This is a genomic window from Alteromonas sp. MMG017 (assembly GCF_018100795.1).
In the GTDB taxonomy this organism is placed as follows: domain Bacteria; phylum Pseudomonadota; class Gammaproteobacteria; order Enterobacterales; family Alteromonadaceae; genus Alteromonas.
The window spans coordinates 165,958-185,836 of sequence record NZ_JAGJDY010000001.1 but is presented as its reverse complement, the minus strand read 5'-3'; the positions used below and the strand labels follow the sequence as shown (position 1 = coordinate 185,836).

Annotated in this window: 22 protein-coding genes; 15 read left to right on the top strand and 7 right to left on the bottom strand. The window is 44.6% G+C overall.

Annotated features, from left to right (window positions below; translation table 11 throughout):
* Positions 1-117: 117 nt before the first annotated feature.
* From rpsJ to rpsQ, 11 genes are read left to right on the top strand one after another with little or no spacing between them, the layout of a single operon-like run.
* Positions 118-429, top strand: coding sequence for a 30S ribosomal protein S10 (gene rpsJ / locus J8L84_RS00865; protein ID WP_006012796.1), 312 nt, complete (start codon positions 118-120; stop codon positions 427-429).
* A gap of 18 nt (positions 430-447) precedes the next feature.
* A complete protein-coding gene (gene rplC / locus J8L84_RS00860; RefSeq protein WP_013785735.1) occupies positions 448-1,086 on the top strand; it encodes a 50S ribosomal protein L3 in 639 nt (212 codons plus the stop codon).
* Positions 1,087-1,104: 18 nt separating this feature from the next.
* On the top strand, positions 1,105-1,710 hold the full coding sequence (gene rplD / locus J8L84_RS00855) for a 50S ribosomal protein L4 (protein ID WP_126872982.1): 606 nt from the start codon (positions 1,105-1,107) through the stop codon (positions 1,708-1,710).
* Positions 1,707-2,006: a 50S ribosomal protein L23 gene (gene rplW / locus J8L84_RS00850; RefSeq protein WP_013785733.1), complete on the top strand. Its 300-nt coding sequence runs from the start codon at positions 1,707-1,709 to the stop codon at positions 2,004-2,006. The genes rplD and rplW overlap by 4 nt, the downstream gene beginning before the upstream one ends.
* Before the next feature lie 14 nt (positions 2,007-2,020).
* Entirely contained in the window at positions 2,021-2,845 is an 825-nt protein-coding gene (gene rplB / locus J8L84_RS00845; protein ID WP_057794456.1) for a 50S ribosomal protein L2, read from the top strand.
* A 15-nt stretch (positions 2,846-2,860) separates the two neighbouring features.
* Positions 2,861-3,136: a 30S ribosomal protein S19 gene (gene rpsS, locus J8L84_RS00840; protein WP_013785731.1), complete on the top strand. Its 276-nt coding sequence runs from the start codon at positions 2,861-2,863 to the stop codon at positions 3,134-3,136.
* 12 nt (positions 3,137-3,148) lie between these two features.
* Positions 3,149-3,481, top strand: coding sequence for a 50S ribosomal protein L22 (gene rplV, locus J8L84_RS00835; protein WP_013785730.1), 333 nt, complete (start codon positions 3,149-3,151; stop codon positions 3,479-3,481).
* A 9-nt stretch (positions 3,482-3,490) separates the two neighbouring features.
* The gene (gene rpsC, locus J8L84_RS00830; protein WP_013785729.1) at positions 3,491-4,195 is read left to right on the top strand and encodes a 30S ribosomal protein S3; all 705 of its coding nucleotides are present in this window, start codon (positions 3,491-3,493) and stop codon (positions 4,193-4,195) included.
* A 3-nt stretch (positions 4,196-4,198) separates the two neighbouring features.
* Positions 4,199-4,612: a 50S ribosomal protein L16 gene (gene rplP, locus J8L84_RS00825; RefSeq protein ID WP_013785728.1), complete on the top strand. Its 414-nt coding sequence runs from the start codon at positions 4,199-4,201 to the stop codon at positions 4,610-4,612.
* Positions 4,612-4,803, top strand: a complete 192-nt coding sequence (rpmC, locus tag J8L84_RS00820) for a 50S ribosomal protein L29 (protein WP_013785727.1) — start codon at positions 4,612-4,614, stop codon at positions 4,801-4,803. The genes rplP and rpmC overlap by 1 nt, the downstream gene beginning before the upstream one ends.
* Complete coding sequence (gene rpsQ, locus J8L84_RS00815) at positions 4,803-5,060, top strand: 30S ribosomal protein S17 (protein WP_013785726.1); 258 nt, start codon at positions 4,803-4,805, stop codon at positions 5,058-5,060. The genes rpmC and rpsQ overlap by 1 nt, the downstream gene beginning before the upstream one ends.
* Before the next feature lie 75 nt (positions 5,061-5,135).
* On the opposite strand, the gene J8L84_RS00810 is transcribed toward rpsQ, so the two are convergent.
* Positions 5,136-6,227, bottom strand: coding sequence for a glycosyltransferase (locus J8L84_RS00810; RefSeq protein WP_211069032.1), 1,092 nt, complete (start codon positions 6,225-6,227; stop codon positions 5,136-5,138).
* Complete coding sequence (locus tag J8L84_RS00805) at positions 6,224-7,258, bottom strand: glycosyltransferase family 9 protein (protein WP_211069031.1); 1,035 nt, start codon at positions 7,256-7,258, stop codon at positions 6,224-6,226. Before J8L84_RS00805 ends, J8L84_RS00810 begins: the two co-directional genes overlap by 4 nt.
* 144 nt (positions 7,259-7,402) lie before the next feature.
* Between J8L84_RS00805 and J8L84_RS00800 the strand changes: the two genes are divergently transcribed.
* Complete coding sequence (locus J8L84_RS00800) at positions 7,403-8,719, top strand: 3-deoxy-D-manno-octulosonic acid transferase (protein ID WP_211069030.1); 1,317 nt, start codon at positions 7,403-7,405, stop codon at positions 8,717-8,719.
* 295 nt (positions 8,720-9,014) lie between these two features.
* On the opposite strand, the gene J8L84_RS00795 is transcribed toward J8L84_RS00800, so the two are convergent.
* A complete protein-coding gene (locus tag J8L84_RS00795) occupies positions 9,015-10,814 on the bottom strand; it encodes a sodium:proton antiporter (protein ID WP_211069029.1) in 1,800 nt (599 codons plus the stop codon).
* A 246-nt stretch (positions 10,815-11,060) separates the two neighbouring features.
* Between J8L84_RS00795 and J8L84_RS00790 the strand changes: the two genes are divergently transcribed.
* Both J8L84_RS00790 and J8L84_RS00785 read left to right on the top strand, forming a co-directional pair.
* Positions 11,061-11,924: a hypothetical protein gene (locus J8L84_RS00790; protein WP_211069028.1), complete on the top strand. Its 864-nt coding sequence runs from the start codon at positions 11,061-11,063 to the stop codon at positions 11,922-11,924.
* Between the two features lie 116 nt (positions 11,925-12,040).
* The gene (locus J8L84_RS00785; RefSeq protein ID WP_211069027.1) at positions 12,041-12,628 is read left to right on the top strand and encodes a hypothetical protein; all 588 of its coding nucleotides are present in this window, start codon (positions 12,041-12,043) and stop codon (positions 12,626-12,628) included.
* A 20-nt stretch (positions 12,629-12,648) separates the two neighbouring features.
* On the opposite strand, the gene J8L84_RS00780 is transcribed toward J8L84_RS00785, so the two are convergent.
* Positions 12,649-14,559 (bottom strand): methyl-accepting chemotaxis protein, encoded by a 1,911-nt coding sequence (locus J8L84_RS00780; protein ID WP_211069026.1) that lies wholly within the window; start codon positions 14,557-14,559, stop codon positions 12,649-12,651.
* A 327-nt stretch (positions 14,560-14,886) separates the two neighbouring features.
* Positions 14,887-17,079, bottom strand: a complete 2,193-nt coding sequence (locus J8L84_RS00775; RefSeq protein ID WP_211069025.1) for a M3 family metallopeptidase — start codon at positions 17,077-17,079, stop codon at positions 14,887-14,889.
* Between the two features lie 334 nt (positions 17,080-17,413).
* On the opposite strand from J8L84_RS00775, the gene J8L84_RS00770 reads away from it, so the two are divergent.
* Complete coding sequence (locus tag J8L84_RS00770; RefSeq protein ID WP_211069024.1) at positions 17,414-17,932, top strand: YgjV family protein; 519 nt, start codon at positions 17,414-17,416, stop codon at positions 17,930-17,932.
* 191 nt (positions 17,933-18,123) lie between these two features.
* Here J8L84_RS00770 and purU read toward each other — a convergent pair whose 3' ends face one another.
* Both purU and thpR read right to left on the bottom strand, forming a co-directional pair.
* Positions 18,124-18,978: a formyltetrahydrofolate deformylase gene (gene purU, locus J8L84_RS00765; RefSeq protein WP_126872973.1), complete on the bottom strand. Its 855-nt coding sequence runs from the start codon at positions 18,976-18,978 to the stop codon at positions 18,124-18,126.
* Positions 18,979-19,117: 139 nt separating this feature from the next.
* Positions 19,118-19,792, bottom strand: a complete 675-nt coding sequence (gene thpR / locus J8L84_RS00760; protein ID WP_211069023.1) for an RNA 2',3'-cyclic phosphodiesterase — start codon at positions 19,790-19,792, stop codon at positions 19,118-19,120.
* Positions 19,793-19,879 lie beyond the last annotated feature (87 nt).

The following is a 19,879-nucleotide window of genomic DNA, read 5'->3' as shown; positions in this document are numbered from 1 at the left end:
TAGGAAAAAGAACAGGGTTCCAATTGGGAACCATCGGTTTACGCACATCTTTTCTTTCCAGAATAAAATGGAAGAGAAAAGGTGAATTTTTTTGTTCTTTCGATTGGAGCTTAATCGATGCCAAATCAAAGAATTCGTATTCGTTTGAAAGCGTTTGATCACAAGTTGATCGATCAGTCTACGGCTGAAATCGTTGAAACGGCGAAACGTACTGGTGCTCAGGTCAGCGGTCCTATTCCTCTGCCTACTCGCAAAGAACGCTATACAGTATTGACATCTCCTCACGTAAATAAAGATGCACGTGATCAATATGAGATTCGTACTCACAAGCGTTTAGTAGACATTATTGAGCCAACTGATAAAACAGTTGACGCATTAATGCGTTTGGACTTGGCTGCCGGTGTTGATGTTCAAATCAGCCTGGGCTAACAAGAGAGGGTAATAACAATGGCGATTGGTCTAGTCGGTCGTAAAGTGGGTATGACTCGCATCTTCACTGAAGATGGTACGTCTATCCCTGTGACTGTTATTGAAGCGACCCCAAACCGTGTTACTCAGTTACGCACTGAAGAACTTGACGGTTATCGCGCTCTTCAGGTTACTACTGGAAGCAAGAAAACGAACCGCGTTAACAAAGCTGAAGCAGGTCATTTTGCTAAAGCTGGTGTTGAAGCAGGTCGTGCTCTAGTAGAATTCCGCCTGGAAGATAACGAAGGTGGCGATATTGAAGTAGGCAGTGAAATCACTGTTGAAATCTTTAACGACACTAAAAAGATTGATGTCACTGGTACATCAAAAGGTAAAGGTTTTGCTGGCGCGATCAAACGTTGGAACTTTAGTTCACAGCGTATGACTCACGGTAACTCTTTGTCTCACCGTGCACCTGGTTCGATTGGCCAAAACCAATCACCTGGTAAAGTTTTCAAAGGTAAGAAAATGGCTGGTCAGCTTGGTAACAAGCAAGTGACTACCCAATCTTTGGAAGTGGTACGTGTAGACGTAGAAAACAGCCTAATCCTTGTTAAAGGTGCCGTACCTGGCGCAACTGGCGGCGATGTAATCGTTAAGCCAGCTGTTAAAGCGTAACGTCTGGGGAGTGAACTGATGGAATTAACATTGAAAGATGCGCAAAGCGCTCTTGAAGTATCCGAAGCGACCTTTGGACGTGAATTCAACGAAGCCTTGGTACACCAAGTCGTTGTAGCTTACGGTGCAGGTGCTCGTCAGGGTACAAAGGCGCAGAAGACTCGCGCTGAAGTACGTGGTGGTGGTAAGAAGCCATGGCGTCAAAAAGGCACAGGCCGTGCTCGTGCTGGTACTATCCGCAGCCCAATTTGGGTTGGTGGTGGTCGTGCATTCGCAGCCAAGCCTCGTGACTTTGATCAAAAAGTTAACAAGAAAATGTATCGTGGTGCTTTAAAAAGCATCTTGTCTGAACTAATCCGTCAAGACCGTTTGGTTGTGGTAGAGAAGTTTGGTGTGGAAGCACCTAAGACAAAAGAACTTATTGCTAAGCTTAACGACTATGAACTAAATGATGTTCTTATCGTTACTGCTGATGTTGATGAGAACTTGTTCCTAGCGGCACGCAACTTGTACAAAGTTGACGTACGTGATGTTGCAGGCATCGACCCAGTAAGTTTGATTGCATTTGAAAAAGTGCTAATTACAGCTGATGCGGTTAAACAACTTGAGGAGGCGTTAGCATGAAAGAAGAACGTCTACTGAAGGTGCTTTTAGCACCGCATGTTTCAGAAAAGTCTACTATGGCTGCTGAAGCAAGCAACACGGTTGTATTTAAAGTAGCGAAAGATTCGAACAAAGCTGAAATCAAAGCTGCAGTTGAAAAACTGTTTGAAGTTGAGGTTGAAGGTGTTCGTACTGTAAACGTTAAGGGTAAAACCAAGCGTCACGGTCAGTCTTTCGGTAAACGCAGTGACTGGAAAAAGGCCTACGTGGTTCTTAAAGAAGGTCAGGACATCGACTTTGTCGGTGGCGCTGAGTAAGAAGGGGATTAGAAATGCCATTATTGAAAGCTAAGCCAACTTCTGCCGGTCGTCGTCACGTTGTTCAGGTTACTAACCCTGACCTTCACAAAGGCGCGCCTTACGCACCTTTGCTTGAAAAGAACAGCAAATCTGGCGGTCGTAACAACCATGGTCGTATTACAACTCGTCATATTGGTGGTGGTCATAAACAACACTACCGTGTGATTGACTTTAAACGCAACAAAGACGGCATTCCAGCCGCTGTTGAGCGTTTAGAATACGATCCTAACCGTTCTGCTAACATTGCACTAGTATTGTATGCAGATGGTGAGCGTCGTTACATTCTGGCTCCAAAGGGTATGAAAGCTGGTGATGCAATCCAGTCTGGTTCGGATGCTCCGATCAAGTCTGGTAACACATTGCCAATGCGTAATATCCCAGTAGGTTCTGTTGTACACGCAATTGAAATGAAGCCTGGTAAAGGTGCACAAATTGCACGTTCTGCCGGTGCTTATGCTCAGATCCTAGCACGTGACGGAAACTACGTTACCTTGCGTCTACGTTCTGGCGAAATGCGTAAAGTACTATCTGATTGCCGCGCCACCATTGGTGAAGTAGGCAATGCAGAGCACATGCTGCGTTCACTGGGTAAAGCCGGTGCAACCCGCTGGCGTGGTGTTCGTCCTACAGTTCGTGGTGTTGCCATGAACCCAGTAGACCACCCACACGGTGGTGGTGAAGGACGCACGTCGGGTGGTCGTCATCCAGTATCTCCTTGGGGTGTTCCTACTAAAGGTAAGAAAACCCGAAGTAACAAGCGTACCGATAAACTTATCGTACGTCGTCGTAATAAGTAACAGCGAGGATTCACCATGCCACGTTCTCTCAAGAAGGGTCCATTTATTGACCTTCACTTGCTGAAGAAGGTAGAGGCTGCAGTGGAAAAGAACGAACGTAAACCAATTAAGACTTGGTCTCGTCGTTCTATGATCATCCCAGATATGATTGGGTTGACCATTGCGGTCCATAACGGTCGCCAGCACGTTCCAGTCATCATCAGCGATGAAATGGTCGGCCACAAGTTGGGCGAATTTGCGCCAACGCGTACTTACCGCGGCCATGTCGCGGATAAGAAAAGCAAACGATAAGGGGTAGGATAAATGGAAGCATTAGCTAAACACCGTTTTGCCCGCTCGTCTGCTCAAAAAGCACGCTTGGTAGCGGATCAAATTCGCGGTATGCACGTTGAGAAAGCGCTTGAGCTTCTTACGTACAGCCCGAAGAAAAGCGCAGCGCTGGTTAAAAAAGTTTTGGAATCTGCGATTGCAAATGCAGAACACAATGAAGGCGCTGACATCGACGAATTAGTCGTTGCCAAAGTTTTCGTTGACGAAGGTCCAACTATGAAACGTATCAAGCCACGTGCCAAAGGCCGTGCAGATCGTATCTTTAAGCGTAGCAGTCACATCACTGTGGTTGTAGCGGATAACTAGGAGTAGATAATGGGACAGAAGGTACATCCTACAGGTATACGCCTGGGTATCAGTAAACCATGGACTTCTACCTGGTACGCTAATACTGGTGACTATGCGGATAACCTGTATAACGATCATCAGGTACGTAAGTATCTGACTAAACAGCTTAAAAGCGCTTCACTTTCTAAAATCGTGATCGAGCGTCCTGCTAAGAGCATCCGTGTGACTATTCACACTGCTCGTCCAGGCGTAGTAATCGGTAAAAAAGGTGAAGATGTAGAGAAGCTTCGCGCCTATGTTTCTAAGCTAGCCGGTGTGCCAGCTCAGATTAACATTGCAGAAGTTCGCAAGCCTGAGCTTGACGGACAACTGGTTGCCGATAGTATCTCTAGCCAGCTAGAGCGTCGTGTAATGTTCCGTCGTGCTATGAAGCGCGCGGTACAAAACGCAATGCGTCTTGGTGCTAAGGGTATTAAAGTTGAAGTTAGTGGCCGTTTGGGCGGAGCAGAAATTGCTCGTTCTGAATGGTACCGTGAAGGTCGCGTACCTCTGCACACATTCCGTGCAGATATCGATTACGCAACTTCAGAAGCTGCAACTACCTACGGTATTATTGGTGTGAAGGTATGGATCTTCAAAGGTGAAGTTCTGGGCGGTTTGCCTACAACTCAAGAGCAAGCTCCGCCTGCTCAACCTAAGAAGAAAGGCCGCAACTCTAAGCGTGAGGGCTAAATCATGTTACAACCAAAGCGTACGAAATTTCGTAAAATGCATAAAGGTCGTAACCGTGGTCTTGCCATTGCGGGGAGCAAGGTAAGCTTCGGTACTTATGGCCTGAAAGCAGTTGGCCGTGGTCGTATGACCGCTCGCCAAATCGAAGCAGCGCGTCGTGCTATGACTCGTCACGTTAAACGTCAAGGTAAAATTTGGATTCGAGTTTTCCCTGATAAGCCAATTACTGAGAAGCCTCTTGAAGTGCGTCAAGGTAAAGGTAAAGGTAACGTTGAGTACTGGGTATGCCAAATTCAACCTGGACGTGTTCTTTATGAGATGGAAGGTGTTCCTGAATCTCTAGCACGCGAAGCGTTTGAATTGGCAGCGGCTAAACTGCCATTTAAGACAACCTTTGTAACTCGGACGGTGATGTAATGAAAGCGACTGAACTGAAAGAAAAAAGCGTAGAAGAGCTGAACGCAGAGTTGATTAACCTGCTACGCGAACAGTTCAACTTGCGCATGCAGCACTCAACTGGTCAACTTGAAAAGACTGATCAATTGAGAACTGTACGTCGTAACATCGCGCGTGTTAAAACCATTCTGACTCAAAAGGCTGATGCGTAATGACTGAACAAAAAGTTCGTACAGTGCAAGGTCGTGTGGTTAGCAACAAGATGGATAAAACCATTACTGTTGTTGTTGAGCGTTTTGTAAAACACCCTATCTACGGGAAGTTCATCAAACGTTCTACTAAACTTCACGCCCACGATGAAGAAAACGTATGTAACCAAGGCGACGTAGTCACTATTAGTGAATGTCGTCCATTGTCTAAAAGCAAAAATTGGACATTGGTTAGCGTTGTAGAAAAAGCTGGCGTTTAATCGCTAACTTTTCTTACAATTGAAAAAGCCGCTCTTGAGCGGCTTTTTTATTGCCTAAAATTCAACGATACAAAATTATGATGGCTGTGTGACGGTCAAATACAACTCGCTATAACTAGCCGCCATTTCCTTGGTACTGAAATGCCCTTTTACATGTTGATACAACTGATTGCCTAAGGTATCTCGGGTTTGCTTATCATTTACGAGCTTAATCAACGCATCGGCTATTTCATCTATATTCCCTGGCGTCACCATTAATCCCGTTTCATCATGCTCGATAATTTCTGGAATGCCGCCTACCGGTGTTGATACCACTGCACGCTTACAGGCACCCGCTTGAAGAAGAATAACGCCCAAGCCCTCTGCATAAGCGGGGTGAACCACAATATCAACACTGGGCAAAATCTTGCTGACCTCATCGGTAAAGCCGCACAGATGCACGTGTTCGGTAAGCAAATGTCGTTCGATAAGCGCTTGATAGCTTTCTTTAAGATTCCCTTTGCCAAAGAGTAAGCAGCTTACTTTAGGATTATTTTGAACCACTTTTTCCATGGCCAAAATAATATCGGCTTGGCCTTTACGAGATATAAGCTGAGCAAAATTGGCAATAACTGTATGATCTGACGGGATGGAAAAGGTTTCACTTAGCCACGCTTTGTCTGCTGGCTTAGAAAACTCTTTAAAGTCTACAGATGAGTGAATAACTGGTTGGTGTTTTACCGCTTCACAGTGATGGCTTACCACATTGAATACGCCCTCAGAAATACTCGCTACAGCCGCAAACTGGCTGTATTTGTAGGTAGCAAACAGTGACTCAGGATTATCTACTCGTCGGGTGCATATAGCGGGAATGCCGGTTATCTTAGCTACCATGGCGCCGAATACATCTGCCCCTCGGCGACTATGTACATGGATGACATCGGCTTTAATTTTACGGGCAATATTCACCATGCGTTTTACGGCAAATAAGTCGGTTTCACCATGATAAGCAATAGTATGCGTTTGGCAGCCTGAAAGGGTCAGCGCTGCAATTTTACTGTCTTCTGGGCATATTAAGTGGTTTTCGTAATCAAACTGATGGCTCAGTGAATCTAACAAGTAGACCACTTGTTTAGCGCCGCCATATAGGTTTCGACCCAATTCAATATGCAAAATCTTTAAGCTCACAAGTATTCCTTCACAGTGGTAAAAACTTCTTCTGGGCGAATGGATGCCATACAGTCAAATGTACCATTACACGTTGGTTTACGCTTACATGGCGCACAGACTAGGTTTTTATATAATACATGAGTGTTGGTATTATCAGTATATGTATACGGACAGGTAGACCCAAAAAGAGCAACTGTAGGGCGAAGAAAAGTGACCGCCATGTGTGTTAGGCCAGTATCAACGCCAATAAAGGCTTGAGACTGTTTCACGGCCACGGCTGATTCTGCTAACGATACATGCCCCGCTAATGAATAAACATCACCATCATTGAAGGTTAGTGACTGTGCATCACAGCTATCTGACGGGCCGCCTAGAATAACAATAGAGATATCACTGTGTTGACGAATCAGGGTGATAAGCTGCTTCCAGTGATTAATTGGCCAGTGCTTTTGCGGTCGGGTAGTAAAGGGGGCTAGTACAATATAATTGCTATTCACCGACAACGCATTTAGTGTGCGCCGCAATTGTAGTGTGGCAGCTTCCCCCATCTCGACATGTAGTTGATAAGCGTCAGCGCCCATATGCTTTGCTAAAAATCGATACTCGCTGCTGATTTCCTCTGATATTGGTTTATCTATTGTATCGGTCAAAAAGCGTTGGCTTTGCTCTTTACTGTTAAAACCAATACGGTGAGCCGCGCCACTGAGATAGGCTAAAAAGGCACTTTTAAGTAAGCCTTGGGCATCAACGGCGTGGGTAAAGCCTTTATCGCGGAGTTGTCGCCTAAATGCCAGAACGGATTTGAACAAAGACCAATAGGCGCGCTTCTTACCAAACGCTTTCCATTCGCTTTTCGGCCATACAAGAATCTCATCAACAAAAGGGTGCTGCTGTATTAGCCCAGCATACGGTTTTTCGACTAACCAAGTAATTCTGGCATTAGGTAGGGCTGCTTTTATGCTGGACGGAAGCCCTGAGGCCATTACAATGTCACCAATAGCGCTAAGCCTGATTAAAAGTACGTTCGGCTGGGTTGCAGTAGAGCACATAAAACTTACATGTAGACGAGTTATAATGGGTGAGTAAAACACATAATAACGTCAGTTTGATGACGACCTAGCATAGCGCTACGCATTTCATTTATTGTGTCGTGAGCCAGTCAGGCTACCAAATAATAACAATAGGAATTACTAATGATAAGAGGCGGTAAAGAAGCCGAATACAGACCTACATTACTAGAAGATGTCTGTCGCTGGCTTTACTCCTGTGTATTATTTTGCATTATCCCTTTCGCATTTATCCAACTAATGCGCCGTGGTGCGACGAGAAATAAAGAATATAACCAACGCCGGTTTGAGCGATTCGGTTTTGTTGCGAGACCTCATAAAACGGGTGGTTACCTGTTTCACTGCGTTTCAGTTGGTGAAGTGGTGGCGGCATCTTGCTTAATAAAGCGCATTATTCAGGCTGAACCAGATACCCAAATTACGGTGACCACCACTACGCCCACTGGGTCGGCAAGAGTGCGTGATATTTTTGGTAACTCTGTGCACCACTTTTACTTGCCCTATGACCTGCATACGGCCATGGCTGCAATGATAAAGCGCATTAAACCTAAAGCTGTGCTTATTACCGAAGTCGAGTTATGGCCTAACTTTATACATGCTTGCTGGAAGCGTCACATACCGATAATGGTGATTAATGCGCGTATGACGGATAGATCGGCTAAGCGCTACATGAAGATAAGTAAGCTATTTAGCCCTATGCTAAACAAACTTTCTCATATATGTACTCAAGGCCAGCGTGATTACAATAATTACCTTGCGCTAGGTATGCCTGAAACACGTATGACCCAAACCAATAATATTAAGTTTGACCAAGCTGCTGCCACAACGGATAGAAGTGTAGGGTTTATGGGCCTTTCACTAACAGATGGCCCAATATTAGTTGCTGGCAGTACCCACGATCTTGAAGAGCAAGCCATGATTGATGCCATGAAGATACTTGGCTCATCAAGGGCGGTGAATCTTCGCCTACTGTTAGTGCCTCGTCATCCAGAACGGTTTGACACAGTCGCTAAGCTTCTAGAGCAAAACGAACTTGAATACGTTCGTACAAGTAACATTGATGCTATATCCCCAGAAACAAAAGTTATCTTGCTTGATGAAATGGGCAAATTGAATAGTGCTTATAGCGTTGCTAGTTTTGCGTTTGTAGGTGGCTCGATTGCAAATCGAGGTGGCCATAATGCGTTAGAGCCAGCCGCTTTTTCAATTCCCATAATGATGGGGCCACATACCTATAACAACCCAGTCATTTGTGAGTATTTGGCAGAACGTGGTGCGCTTACCAAAATAGAGAATGCACAGGAAATTGCTCAGCAATGTGAGACTTGGATTAACGACCCGATGAAACGAGAAGAAGCTGGAAAAGCCGGCCGTAAAGTTTTAGAGGAAAACAGTGGTGCATTGGATAAAACGTTAGCGGTTGTAAAACATAATGTAGGTTAGCCTTACCTATAAATATCAATTGGTTAATTTTAGCTCACCAAAATTGGGCATGCATTGCACCAAGGTTTTTCTTTGCACTCCTATGGCAGCCCTTTAATTTACCATTAAATATATAACGTATTGAAAATACAGGTAAAATACAAAGTGGTTTGCTCTTTGCTTTTATAACGCCGACAGCGTAGTTACGGTAAAAAATAAACAATTATGCTTCTCACGAAGAAGCACTGAATTACGCGTTCTCCAGGGAGATGCACCCTGCTTAGGCAGGGTGCCATCTTAACCCGCTAGCATCTTCTTACACTGCTTCACCTTCAGGTAAAATCAAACTAATTACTCGCCATCCAGCTTTAGGGTGAATGCTGTTTCCATTCACAAACGTGAAGCTTTTTCCTTCAACATCTATGGCTATTAATGGTGTAGCTCTATCACCATACTTTTCATTGTATTGCGCGAACGTGAATTCATCAGACAGTCGTGTGGTTTTCACGCTAGCATCTCGGGCAATCGCAGACGCTAAATAGCCATAAGTCACACCTTCATCAAATAAGGTAAGACGTTTAGCGTATTGTTCGCTTACTTGGTGACTTGGACGGGTGGACTGTTCGTTACTTGTCAGTGCCCACACTTTGTCTTTACCCATAGTATTTTCAAAGTGATACGCGATGGGGGGATTAAGTTGTTTGTAAGGTGACATAATTAGCACCGTACCAAAGCTGGCAATATCAAGATGGCGCGCTGCGTGATCTGACATAGGGTTACCAAAATACACAGGAATATCCATCATTCTAGCTTCACGAATGGCATCCCAGTTGGTATCTGCAACGGTAACGTTTAGCTCTTGCTTAATCATCTCATCAGCGAGCATTCGGTTAAATTTACTGCCACCGAACATAAGGTAAGCGGTAGGGGCGGGGGCTCTTACTTTCAGCAATTGCGCGACACTTCGAGAAGTCAGGCTTTGTACTACTACGGTCGCGATAATCACAAGAAAGACCATAGGCACGATAATGCCAGCACCTTCGTAGCCAATTTCTTCAAGCTTTAAAGAAAACAATGCAGATACGGCTGCGGCCACAATTCCGCGGGGAGCAATCCAGCTCAGTAGGGCCAGCTCATTAAGTTTAAGGCCTGTGCCAATAGAAGACGCTGCTACCGATAATGGGCGTGCAATAAACATGATTGCGCCAAGTACAATAAGCGCTCCCCAGCCCACATCCGCAACAGATTGAAGGCTAAGACGGGTTGCAAGTAATATGAACAAGCCTGAGATAAGCAGTACACTCAAGGTTTCTTTGAACTCTAGAATGTCTTCTACTTCCACGTTCTTCATGTTGGCTAGCACCATGCCTGTGATGGTAACGGCCAATAGTCCAGATTCATGTGCAACATAATTTGATGCTGCAAACACACCTAGAATAATCGTTAACACCGCGGTGTTTAATAAATAATGTGGGATCCAATCTTTGCGAATAGAAAGTCCTAGCAGGTAACCCGAACTAAACCCAAGTAGGAAACCAATGCCAATGGTTTTGCCAAAGGTGATAAAGGTGTGGGAAATCGCATTGCCTTGAGAAGCAACAATAAACTCAAATACCAATACGGCCAGCAGGGCGCCGATGGGGTCGATAACAATCCCTTCCCACCGTAAGATACTGGCTAAGTTAGATTTAGGTCGTACAGTACGCAGCATGGGCACAATCACGGTTGGGCCTGTCACCGTCACGATAGCGCCGAATAAGAAGGAGAGTTGCCATGACAAGTCTAGGCTGTAATGGGCCGCCACTGCGGCAATGACCCAGGTGACTAGTACACCCACACTACATAGATTACGTACCATATTGCCATGGCCCGCAATATCGCCAAACTTAAGGGTAAGGGATCCTTCGAACAGAATAATAGCAACGGAAAGCGATACAACAGGAAATAAAAGGTCGCCAAACAGCGCGTCTGCATTAAGTACACCAAATACAGGGCCAACCACAATACCTACAATCAAAAGCGGTAAGATGGCAGGTAAACGAACCTTGTACGCGAGATATTGGCAGCTAATCGACAATAAGCCAACGGCAACCAAAGACATGAGTGGATCTGACAATGCGTGTTCCCTTATTTTATAATGCTAAGTATGTAGCCATACTTATATTGTTATGCGGTTCCATCATATAGCAACTTATCTACATGCCGACAGAGACTTTCGTATAAGCGCAATATGATTAAAACAGAGTTTAGCCCATGAGGGATCAATTCGCTTATATTCAACGTTGTCGTGGAAGGGGAAGCGTAGTATTTTAAGACTTCATTTATTACGCGCCAAAGAGCGCCTTATCAACGGACAATAACGTTGCTTAATCACTCATTTTTACCTGTAGCAGTTGCTACGTTTTTTTCGCTCTCGTTACTTACTGGTTGTGCTGCTTCATACCCTGAAGCCCAAACGAAAATATCAGTGGGTGAGTTAACGGTACTTCCTGATGTGTTGGAAGAAACGTCGGGTCTGTTTTGTAATGCATCAACACTTGTGAGTTTGAACGACTCTGGCAACAAGCCGGAATTGTTTCACTTATCTTATGAAGGAAAGATGGTCAAAACCGATAGACTGGCGTTAGACAACATCGACTGGGAAGCGGTTACGGCAAGTTCAACCCATTGGTACGTGGCAGATGTTGGCAATAATAAAGGCCGTCGCGAGAGTCTTACTATTTATAAGGTTCATAAAAACGACCTTAACGATATTGTGACGATGACAGTAACCTACGAAGGTAACGAGCCAAGTAGCAATATGCCTTATGCCCACGATTTTGATTCTGAGGCCATGGTGTATGCCAACAAAAAGCTAATTTTATTTTCGAAAAGCTGGCGCACTGGCGTGGCCAAGGTGTATGAAGTTAACGAGTCTACCCAACCACAAACATTAACCGCATTTGCGCAAATCGAAGGTTTACCAGGCGTTATTACTGGAGCCGATTACGATGCTGCTCGAAACCTTTACGTGATTGTGGGTTATAAATCAGACCCTTTTGGTAACTTTGATACTTTTATTGCACAGGTTGATAGTCAGTTTGTTCCTATTAATATTTGGCCGTTACCTGCTTATAAACAGGTAGAAGGTGTCTGTGTAGATGACAATGGCAATTACTGGTTTTCAGAAGAAGCTGCTGGGCATCGCAAGGCATCGCTTACCGAAGTTAAAATTATTCAAAAATAAATTCGTCTATATTTTAATCACTTAAAGGGGGTTAGCATAATGGCTAATTCCCACGCTTTACACTTCGTGATTATATAAGGTTCTACTCTGCTTTTGCATATTAGGTAACCGGTTTAATGCGTAGATTCTCTCAGCTTATAGTGATGCTTACAGCGCTTCAAAGTGCATGGGTATCGATGTCTGCATCTGCTTCAGCGATAGAAGATGCTGAACAGTGGTTGAGTGAATATGTAAGTTTGGATGATACTTTTTCCATCGCATTATCTAAAAACAAAATTAGATTTAAAGGCTGTAAGCAGAAGCAATATCAGTTAGTGGTCAATCAGCAATTCACTAAAAGCTTCAATTTGGAAGCCATTGTGCACTACAACAAAGGCTTACTCGATTATGGGGTACTCGCTCAGCGGGTTAAAAGCCATGAATTTGAGGTAGTGAGTTGGTGGGATAAAGGAAGTTACCGGGTTGGGTTAAGCCACAAAATTCGTCCAGAACATGAAATTTCTATTCCCGTTGCCGAAGTGATTCAACTCCCTACCAGTACTACAGCGAGTGTGTATTTTGAGGTTCCGTTAATGGAAGCACGGCACACACTGACGGTTGCGGCTTCTAGAGAGTCATGGAAGTCGGACAGCGCAACAATCCAGTTGCCGTGGAACGAAGCCCACGACAACCAGGTAAAACTCCAATACGCCATCGCATTTTAACGCTAATAGCATTTATCGTTTTATAATTTAAACTGACTCACTTCTTGAGCCAGTTCGTTGGCTAATTCGTCGAGCTTCTCGCTAACCCCTACCAACACATGTGTAGCATTAAGAGTTTCATCACTCGATGAACTTATCTCATTAATACTCCGGCTAATATCTTCAACGACGGTAGCTTGTTGTTCTGTGGCGGTGGCCACTTGGGTATTCACATCGTTAATCAGCACAATTTCCTCGGCAATTTTCTGCAACAGCTTATCGATATCATCGGTAGCGCCAACCACTTCTTTGGTTTGGGCTTTGCTGTCTTGCATTTGAGAAACTGCCGTTTTGGAGTCTAGTTGGAACTTATCAATCTTGATTTGAATTTCATCAGTGGCGACAGCTGCACGCTGAGCAAGGGTACGAACTTCATCGGCTACAACTGAGAAGCCTCTGCCATGATCGCCCGCCCGAGCCGCTTCTATAGCTGCATTCAGCGCAAGCAAGTTAGTTTGTTCTGAAATGCTGCGGATAGTATCTAGTATGCCGCCAATAGCTGCGGTGTGTTCATCAAGGGATTGGATAACCTCAGATACACTTTCTACTTGGGTAGAAAGGTTTGATATTGCATGCACTGCTTTTTGGGTAAACAGTCGGCCTTCTTGCGAGCTTTCAGTGGCACGATTCGCATTTTGCGCCGCATAAGTAGCAGACTGTGCGACCTCGGTTACCGTACTGCCCATTTCAGTTAATGCTGTTGCTGCCTGAATGGTTTGGTCACGCTGACTACGCGTAGAGCGTTCATTTTGCTGCGATTGGCTAGCCACTTCTTTAGCCGACGCTTTAAGAGCTTGGCTAGTTTTAGCTACCGATACAATCGTGCTGTGAAGGTGATCAATAAAACTATTGAAGCCTTCAACCAGTCGAGCGGTTTCTTTTTGTTCTGGTACGTCAATTCTTGAACGTAAATCGCCTTGCCCTTTTCCAAGTTGCTGGAAAATATCAGCCAGTGATTCGATAGGTTTTGTAAGAGACGATGCCAACCAAATACCAAGCAGGGCAAACAAGCCCGCAATGGCAATAGACCATAAAATGATTTGTCGACTGCCGGCATTTAACGAGGCATAAAGCTCTTGTTCTGGTACTTGGGCAACCACGTACCAACCGGATTTTTCTACATACGTGCTAGCAAAAAGAACGTCATTTGCATTTACTTCACTGGTTGCCATCGCAAAGTCACGCTGTTGCAGTAACGACCGTGACGCATCTGTGCCACTAATCGCGCTCAGTTTGGATTTTCCCAATAGACTAGTATCAGGGTGGGCAATAATAGTGCCTTCGCCATCAACCAAATACACGAAACCGGTTTGGGCAATTTTTACCGCGTTTATTATGTCTAGTAGCTCGTCCACTGACTTAGCTACCCCTGACATGCCTCGGCCTGCAGTTTGTTGGAAGTTTGCGAACAATCTATAACCTTGTCCAGGTTCGTTGTACAAGCTAAGTGAAATTGGCGTACCACTATCACGGTAAGCGAAAAACCAGCCGTCGAATTCATCGTTTTTCAGCACCCGTAAAAAACCGTCTTGGTTCCAATACTTGGTGGTTTTTCTATCGACGAAAGAGGCAACGGTTAAGTCGTTGAAATTCACGATATCGTTCAGATAAGCGATAAGTCGCCTTTCACCTGAACTATCAGCGCCTGCTGCCGACCAAGCTAAAATGTCAGGGTTGGATGCAATGCCATGGGCAACAGAAAGCATCACACTGGCTTCTCTGTCTACCTGATTACCTATTTGCTTCAACAGTGAAGGAAGTTGAAGCTGCTCCATGTTTTCTTTTACTAAGTCTCGGGCTATCCATTGGCTAATCGAGCCTACCAAGATAGAGGCTGCCAAAACGGCCACCATTAGTGAAATAATCAGTTTTTGTTTAATACTCAAAGTCATAACTTCCGACCATATTTTGACTGCTGAAATAACGACGCTGCACTGCAGGCACAGTCACGTCTTGGGCGTTGGGTTATTACTGTTAGCGTCTACGTTGCTGCTTAGTTGCAGGTTATTAATCACTTCATGAAACACGAGGAGAGGTAGTGCGCACTAGTTTTTTTTATTATTGTGTTTATATCGGCTGACAATCGCGAATTATTATACTTTCGACGTATAAAAGCCGATAAGATGATTTTGAGGTTAAATTGACCGAAAGGTCAAGAAAAAGCCGCGAAATGAGACGAATATTCTCAATATCGCGGCTTATTTAGAGAGGTTTAGCGATTAATCTTCGCTTTTATCTTCAGGGATAGGGAAACCTCGGTCACGCATTAACGCGTCAACTTTGGCATCACGGCCGCGGAATTTGCGATAGGCTTCTGCTGGATCCATCGCATTACGAACTGAAAAGAGATACTTCACTAAGCGATCGCCCACTTCTTTGTCGTAAAATCCACCCGGTGCTTCCATAAAGGCTTCTGATGCATCAGCGGTAAGTACTTCTGCCCACATATAGCCGTAATAGGCTGCGGCATAACCTTCACCCGAGAATACGTGACCAAAGTGAGGTGTGCGGTGACGCATAACAATCTCTTCTGGCATGCCTAGCTTTGTAAGCTCTTCACGTTCAAAGGTATCTGGCTCAATGTTAGCTGGATCAGTCGTATGGTATTTCAAATCCATAATGGCAGAGGCCATATACTCAGTGGTTTTGAAACCTTCATTAAAGGTTGATGCCTTCTTAATCTTAGCAACCAGCTCAGCAGGGATAGGCTCACCGGTTTCATAATGTACTAAGAACTGATTAATGACTTCGTCAGTGGTTAACCAACGCTCTAATAGTTGCGACTGGAACTCAGTGTAATCACGTACGCCCGAGTGCGAAGAAGGGTATTTCACGTCAGCAGATAAGAAATGCAGTGCATGTCCAAATTCGTGGAAATAGGTTTCTGCATCATCAAATGAAATAAGTGTAGGTTCGCCTTCAGCCCCTTTTACGAAGTTAGAGTTGTTAGAAGACAACACGGTCTTTTTGCCGTCGAAGGTTGTTGATGAACGATAGGTTGTTGCCCATGCCCCAGAACGCTTCCCTTTACGAGAGAATGGATCTAAGTACCACAAACCAATGTGTTCACCGGAATCTTTGTCGGTCACTTCCCATACTTTAACGTCTTCGTGGAATACCGGTACTTTGCCTTCTTCTACAGGCGTAAAGTTAAAGTTAAACAAACGACCAGCCACATAGAACATAGCATCGCGAAGCTTATCTAACTGCAAGTATTGCTTCACTTCGTTCGAGTCTAGGTCGTACTTTGCTTGGCGAACTTTTTCTGCATAAAAGCGATAGTCCCAAGGTGCAATTGTGATATCAGCACCTTCAGCATCAGCTATGGCTTGCATATCGGCCACTTCTTGTTCAACACGTGCAATGGCAGCAGGCCAAACCTTCATCATAAGATCCATCGCGTTTTCAGGTGACTTCGCCATGCGATCTTCTAAACGCCACTGGGCATAGTTTTCATACCCAAGTAATTCTACGCGCTCATCACGCAATGTGAGGATGCGTTTAATGGTTTCGTTGTTATCAAACTCATCTGCGTTGTCGCCACGACTGTAGTAGGTGTTCCATACTTTTTCACGTAGCTCACGGTTCGTAGAGTACGTTAGGAAAGGATCCATTGAAGAACGGGTATTGGTAATTGCGTATTTACCCGACTCACCACGACTTTCTGCTGCAGATTTAGCGCCTTTTACGAAAGACTCAGGCAAGCCATCTAGTTGGTCTTCAGTAATATACGTTACGTAATTTTCTTCATCCGCCAGTACGTTATTTGAGAACGACGTATAAAGGGTAGCTAACTCTTCGTTGATTGCGGCATAGCGCTTTTTCGCTTCGCTGTCTAAGGTGGCGCCATTGCGTGCGAATTCGTTGTAGGTCATCCAGGCAATACGCTGCTCTTCTTCGGTAAGCGTCGATAATTCTTCAGACTCATATACCGCTTTAACACGTTCAAACAACTTTTCGTTCTGGGTTATTTTGGTAGAAAATGCTGACAACTTGGGTGACATTTCTACTTGGATAGCACGAAATTCAGGGCTTGATTTATTCGCACTCCAAATGCCGTAGTAACGAAATACGCGGCTAAGCTCGCTACCTGAACGTTCCATCTCCACAATAACGTTTTCAAACGTAGGAGGCTCAGGGTTATTCGCAATTTCATCAATCTCTTTAAGATTGAGTTCCATGGCTTTTTCAAGGGCCGGCTTTAGGTCTTCCAGTTTCATTTTATCGAAAGCGGGAACGCCGCCGTACGGGCCTTTAAATTCTTGCAGTAGCACATTGTCGAACTGCTGAGTTTCTGTTGCGGCTGCTTCAGTAGTGTCTACTGAAGTTGTCTGAGGGGCTTTTTGCTCAGAACAAGCACTAAGTGCAACCACTACCGCCATGGCGGTAAGTGAAGTTTTAAATTTTCCCATTATTTTTTCCTGTCTTATTATGGTTATGTTTTCTTTTTAATCTTTTCTTATCGCTCTGTAAAGCAAGCTTGTTTTCACCACTATAGGGTAGGATAGACTCTCGCTTTATCTACTTTACGTTCATTCCCTACCCATACTATGTCATAGCAAAACTAACTTAAATGTCTCTTAACGTATTAAGCCGCTAGACCAACGAGAATGCGAGTAATAGCGCCTATATGACACTCATCGAAAAGAGAATAAAACCAATTGAAAATTTTGCCTTAATCAATACACTTCGCGCCATTGAAATTCCCACTTATCACTAACTTGTCATCGTGTAAGGAGTATTGGCGTGTTCGAATTGTTGCTTCATGCAATTCCGGTATTGTTTGCTATTGGATCGTTTTGGTCCAACACAGAGCGCAAACTTTTATTATTGAATTTAGGATTGTGTGTGGCGCTAGCCAGCCTGCTTGCTTTTGAACAAGCTTGGGGCGGGGTAGTAGTGATTATGGTGGCGGGGATGAGTACCACCTATCGAGTAGTCACTCAAAAGCTATTACCTGCCTATGCCACCTACATTATTTTGGCTTTAATGACGGTGCTTGTGGCAAGTATCAATACCCTTACGGGTAAGACGGGTTTGCTAGAACTTATGCCAGTACTGACGTTTATGGTGTATCGCTTTGGCGAGTTACATTGCAAAGAAGCAGGGTTGCGCATTTGTATGATAATTGGCTCGATAAACTTTACGGTTTACGGTGTGGCTACCCAAACCTGGGGGCTGGCCATAACCGAAGCCTTGTTCGCTATTTCAAATGCGTGGTATTACGTTAAGTTACGCAGGCAAATTGCCGCGCTATCGGTATAACGTTAGATAGGCGGCAGACCAGAATTATAATAAGTGCCCGGCGATAGCATTACAATAAGGGGTTGCCTCACATCAAAGGGCTGCGCCGCGTTAAAGCGCAGAATTAAAAAAAGCCAGACGAGTCACTTCACACACTGCACTCTCGTCTGGCTTTTTTGTTTATCTTATTGCCGTATTTATAAAACGGTGTCTTACGCAAATACCACGGTTTTATTGCGATGGATAATTACGCGGTCTTCCAAATGATAACGTACACCATGGGCAAGAGCGGTTACTTCACAGTCTTTGCCTTTTCTTACCATATCAACCGCGCTGTCGCTGTGACTAATACGCTTTACGCTTTGCTCTATAATAGGGCCTTCGTCTAGGTCTTTTGTGACGTAATGGCAGGTTGCCCCAATTAACTTAACGCCGCGATCGTAAGCCTGTTGGTAAGGCTTAGCCCCTGCAAAGCTCGGTAAAAAGCTATGGTGAATGTTAATTGCTTTACCTTGAAGCTGTTGGCATAACGTATCGGGCAAAATTTGCATAAAACGGGCAAGTACCGTCAGGTCGATTTTATACTCTTCCAACAGGGTTGAGATTTGCGCAAACGCCGCTTCTTTGCCTAACGCTTTAAAGTCTACCCAGTGAAACGGTACTTTGTACCAATCAGCAAATTGCTTCATTTGCGGGTGGTTACCAATAATGCACGGAATATCGCAATCAAGCTCACCGGTGTGCCAGCGATGCAGTAAATCAACCATACAGTGAGATTCCACACTGCCTAGCAAGGCAACGCGCTGCTTCTTGCCTGAATCAGAGAGCTTCCAATTCATTTGGAATTCGTTAGCCAAAGGCGCAAATTCTGCTAAAAAGCTGTCGTAATCTAACCCAATAGAATCGGCACCAATTTCGTGGCGCATAAAGAATCTACCGGTTTGTAAATCGGTGTGATGGTTAGCTTCAACAATGGTGGCACCATGGCTAGCTAAAAACTGAGAAACACTGGCAACTAAGCCAATTTGGTCAGGGCAATCTATTACTAATCGAAACGTTTGTTGCATGGAATTGAGGTCTCACTAAATAAGACCCCCTTTTTACCCAGCTACGCCAGTGAAGTAAAGGCTTTTAGGGTGAAAAAGCCTAACTGAAATAGGCTATTTTGCTATAAATAATATCACCCGATGAATGATGGTTGCCGAACTACTCATCATTAATTCCTCGGCGTAGCTTTTCACGCACCGACATATTGTGCCTTAAATTCCAACTTTGCCTAATTGGGTACGTAACCCCTTGCGGTGTTGAGACTGATTCAAACAAGTGAAACGCCGAGGCGTGCATTTCTACATGAGGTGTATACAAAGGCACAGGTAGCGCAGCTGTGGCTTTTCGAATGACAGTGACATGGGGCGAAAATCCTTTGCCATCCACTTCTATCGCTGCCGCTCTGGCGGCTTTACGAGTCGATTTAGCCAACGCCATAAGCTCTGCTGGTGGTGACTCTGGTGCGGCAAAGAGAATCTTTGGGCCATTCCAAATACCGGTAGTGTCTAACGTTAGGGAAAATGGTGAATGTACTAGCGTATCGAGTTCAGCGACTAACGCCTCATGCTGACGGTGAGTAATATGGCCAAGAAAACTTAAGGTCATATGGTAATTGGCTGCGTTTACCGCATAAGGTTGGGATGCACCTGAGTCACGCCTTTTACCTTTATCTTTTTTCCCTCTACCTTCGAACCTCCTACCTTCGTTTTGGGCTCGGCTCTCAGAAAGAGTGAACATGTTGCGGGCTGTCACCTCTGGGAGGGCTTGTTGCCGCCAACTATCAAGGGCTAACTTTTCTGTTGAATGTAAATCTAAACCAATGAAACAACGCATACCCACTCCTCTATCTACGTGTAATTAGCTCAACACGCCCTAGTTAATAGAAAATGATTTCAACCCCAATGGACATATCGTCAGGTG